Origin of the sequence: Microcystis sp. M_QC_C_20170808_M9Col (assembly GCF_007095495.1) — a bacterium.
In the GTDB taxonomy this organism is placed as follows: Bacteria; Cyanobacteriota; Cyanobacteriia; order Cyanobacteriales; family Microcystaceae; genus Microcystis; species Microcystis aeruginosa.
Window position 1 is genome coordinate 1 of record NZ_SFBZ01000099.1, and the last position, 3,151, is coordinate 3,151.

Here is a 3,151-nt window from a genome sequence, read left to right on the forward strand (position 1 = left end):
AAACTAGGAGCAGATTTTTATTTTGCTACTCCTTATCATTCGTGGGAGAGGGGATTAAACGAGCATACCAAGGGACTGTTAAGACAATTTTTCCCCAAGGGAACGAATTTTAAAATTGTCAAGCCAGAGCAGGTGGAAATAGCCGTAAACTTGATTAACAATCGTCCTCGAAAATGTCTTGACTATCGTACCCCGAATGAGGTATTCTATAAAGGTAGATCAGATAGTGATGCAATTCAGACTTGAATCGGCCCAATCATAATCTCAACCATCATAGTTTTCATTTAATCATTCAAATCACAGTAGAGACGATTATTTGATTAACTAGGATTTTTCTCGGCTATGATCTCTGGGATATAATTGTAGTCATCCTGCTATTATAGTCCTCATTCAATCATAATCTCAACCATCATAGTTTTCATTTAATCATTCAAATCACAGTAGAGACGATTATTTGATTGACTAGGATTTTTCTCGGCTATCATCACTGGGATGTTATTGTAATAATCGCCCCATAATCCTAACAATCATCGTCCTCATTCAATCATAATCCTAACAATCATAGTCCTCATTCAATCATTCAAATCACAGTACAGACGATTGTTTGATTGACTATTATTTTTTTCGGCTATCGTCCCCGTGATAGAATTCTGATAATCTCCCCATTCAATCCCCTACCCCGACCAATGTTTAGGCCATGCTAGAATGGTGATAAAAGCATAGAATCCTATGTAGTTTAATTAGTTGAAACTGAATCGAAGAAAGTTATGTTAACAGATATCAATATTGGCACTTTCATAAAAAGCGATCCCAAAATTCATGGAGGTTGTCCTATTATCGCGGGAACTGCTGTTACTGTACGAAGAATAGTGATCTGGTATAAGTTAGGATATAGTCCTGAAGAAATTGCCGATGAAATCCCTCATCTTTCTTTGGCACAAGTTTATGCCGCTCTAACTTACTATCATACTAACAAAGAAACAATAGAAGCAGAAATTATAGCCGAAGCCGCCGAAGCAGATCGCCTTGAAGCATTACATTATTCTTCTTCTTATGAGTAGAATTAGCTTATATATGGATGAGGATTCTACAGCGTTCAAAATGATTTAGATAATCCGGCTTGTTTCAAAACTGCATTGGCAGTATGGCGTGATTTAATAGTATTATCAACTACAAATCTTCTTTCTGTCAGAGGACTATACCAAATTTCATGATCTCCTTTACCTTGACGTTCAAAATAACATCCAGCTGCTGAGAGCAGTTTTTTTAATGCAGGTGTTAAAGAAGTAGCCATCTAAACAGCGCACTCAATTGATTCTTGACGATGACTAATGAGTTCAAAAGTTATCGCTTTTTGAGGTTCAATGGTAATTAGATGATTGAGTTGTAATAATTCTGGAATTATCTGTCGTAATTTAGCTGTTAAAGCTTCGATGGTATCAGCTTCGGTGACTAATCCGGGAATATCTTCACTCTCTGCTACCCACACTTGCGCCTCTCGATCCCAAAATGCTTCTACTTGGTACGGTTTTTGATTCATGATGATTTAGTTCAAGTGAGTAGAATTAGCTTATCTATCAATCAAGATTATACAGTGCGATCGCTTTTCTGACAATCTTACCACCAATCCCCAACTCTTGATGATTGCCGATCAATCGCTTATAACTGAATTAACCGCCACCATCTGCCACGCCATGAATGAACCCCAAAAACATCGACAATCTATTCGTTTAAAAGGCTATGATTATAGACTTAATGGAGCTTATTATATAACAATTTGTTCTTATCAGAAGCAGTATTTATTTGGTGAAATTGTTGAAGAAAATATGGAGCGAAATTTACTTGGTGATACTATTCAAGCAGTATGGTATAGACTACCTCTAAATTTTAAATTTATTGAACTAGATGCTTTTATTGTCATGCCCAATCATATTCATGGAATTATAGTAATACAAAATTATGATCTGGAAAAGACCGAATACTATTCTCAATATCCTCGCGGTACAATGCCAGAATCTTTGGGGGCTATTGTGCAGAATTTCAAATCAATTTCTACTCGTAAAATTAATCGTTTATGTGGCGATCGCCTGAAAATTTGGCAGCGCAATTATTATGAACATATCATTCGCAATGAAAATTCTTATCAAAAAATCCGGCAATACATTCTTGATAATCCGCGAAATTGGGAACAAGACGAGAACAATCTGAATAAATTCAAACCAATGTAGGGGCAAATAACCTGTGGGGACAAATAACCTGCGGGGACGAATAACCTGTAGGGGCGAAGCATTCGTGCATAATCTATCGCTGAAACCATAAATTTCTTATCCGAATGCTTCGCCCCTAACCCAGACAATAACCTTCGCCTATTATCCCTGTGATACAATTATGATAATCTCCCCATTAAATCCCTGTACGGGCGAAGCATTCGGACAATAACCTATCGCTGAAACCCTAAATTTTTTATCCGAATGCTTCGCCCCTACCCCAGACAATAACCTTAGCCTATCATCCCTGTGATACAATTCTGATAATCTCCCCATTAAATCCCTGTACGGGCGAAGCATTCGGACAATAACCTATCGCTGAAACCCTAGATTTTCTATCCGAATGCTTCGCCCCTACCCCGGGCAATAAACTAATAACCTTCGCCTATTATCCCTGTGATACAATTCTGATAATCTCCCCATTCAATCCCTGTACGGGCGAAGCATTCGTGCCTAATCTATCACTGAAACCCTAGATTTTCTATCCGAATGCTTCGCCCCTACCCCAGACAATAACCTTAGCCTATCATCCCTGTGATACAATTCTGATAATCTCCCCATTAAATCCCTGTACGGGCGAAGCATTCGTGCCTAATCTATCACTGAAACCCTAGATTTTCTATCCGAATGCTTCGCCCCTACCCCGGGCAATAAACTAATAACCTTCGCCTATTATCCCTGTGATACAATTCTGATAATCTCCCCATTAAATCCCTGTACGGGCGAAGCATTCGTGCATAATCTATCACTGAAACCCTAGATTTTCGGCTCTTCGTTACTTGGTATGATTCGATCAGGGGGCATAAATCGACTAAATCCTTATCCGGCAAGAGACTTAATTGATTAGCTCGTTCTAGATCGAAAACAATTGGGAACAATCGAAG

Annotated in this window: 5 protein-coding genes; 3 read left to right on the forward strand and 2 right to left on the reverse strand. The window is 38.5% G+C overall.

From position 1 onward, the window contains the following. Positions 1 to 246: transposase (locus EWV68_RS06275; protein WP_502705774.1), on the forward strand; the 246-nt coding region annotated here is incomplete at its 5' end. 521 nt (positions 247 to 767) lie between these two features. Beyond that, positions 768 to 1,061, forward strand: coding sequence for a DUF433 domain-containing protein (locus tag EWV68_RS06280; protein WP_287169219.1), 294 nt, complete (start codon positions 768 to 770; stop codon positions 1,059 to 1,061). Positions 1,062 to 1,096: 35 nt separating this feature from the next. On the opposite strand, the gene EWV68_RS06285 is transcribed toward EWV68_RS06280, so the two are convergent. Together EWV68_RS06285 and EWV68_RS06290 are read right to left on the reverse strand one after the other, a co-directional pair. Next, a complete protein-coding gene (locus tag EWV68_RS06285; RefSeq protein ID WP_002799542.1) occupies positions 1,097 to 1,294 on the reverse strand; it encodes a type II toxin-antitoxin system HicA family toxin in 198 nt (65 codons plus the stop codon). After that, positions 1,295 to 1,540 (reverse strand): DUF1902 domain-containing protein, encoded by a 246-nt coding sequence (locus EWV68_RS06290; protein ID WP_012267127.1) that lies wholly within the window; start codon positions 1,538 to 1,540, stop codon positions 1,295 to 1,297. A gap of 154 nt (positions 1,541 to 1,694) precedes the next feature. Between EWV68_RS06290 and EWV68_RS06295 the strand changes: the two genes are divergently transcribed. Continuing rightward, the gene (locus EWV68_RS06295) at positions 1,695 to 2,228 is read left to right on the forward strand and encodes a transposase (protein WP_425184205.1); all 534 of its coding nucleotides are present in this window, start codon (positions 1,695 to 1,697) and stop codon (positions 2,226 to 2,228) included. Positions 2,229 to 3,151 lie beyond the last annotated feature (923 nt).

What these genes read in the sequence shown, in the direction of transcription:
- EWV68_RS06280 (WP_287169219.1), top strand. Translation starts at nt 768, where the DNA reads ATGTTAACAGATATCAATATTGGCACTTTCATAAAAAGCGATCCCAAA.
- EWV68_RS06295 (WP_425184205.1), top strand. Translation starts at nt 1,695, where the DNA reads ATGAATGAACCCCAAAAACATCGACAATCTATTCGTTTAAAAGGCTAT.
- EWV68_RS06290 (WP_012267127.1), bottom strand. Translation starts at nt 1,540, where the DNA reads ATGAATCAAAAACCGTACCAAGTAGAAGCATTTTGGGATCGAGAGGCG.
- EWV68_RS06285 (WP_002799542.1), bottom strand. Translation starts at nt 1,294, where the DNA reads ATGGCTACTTCTTTAACACCTGCATTAAAAAAACTGCTCTCAGCAGCT.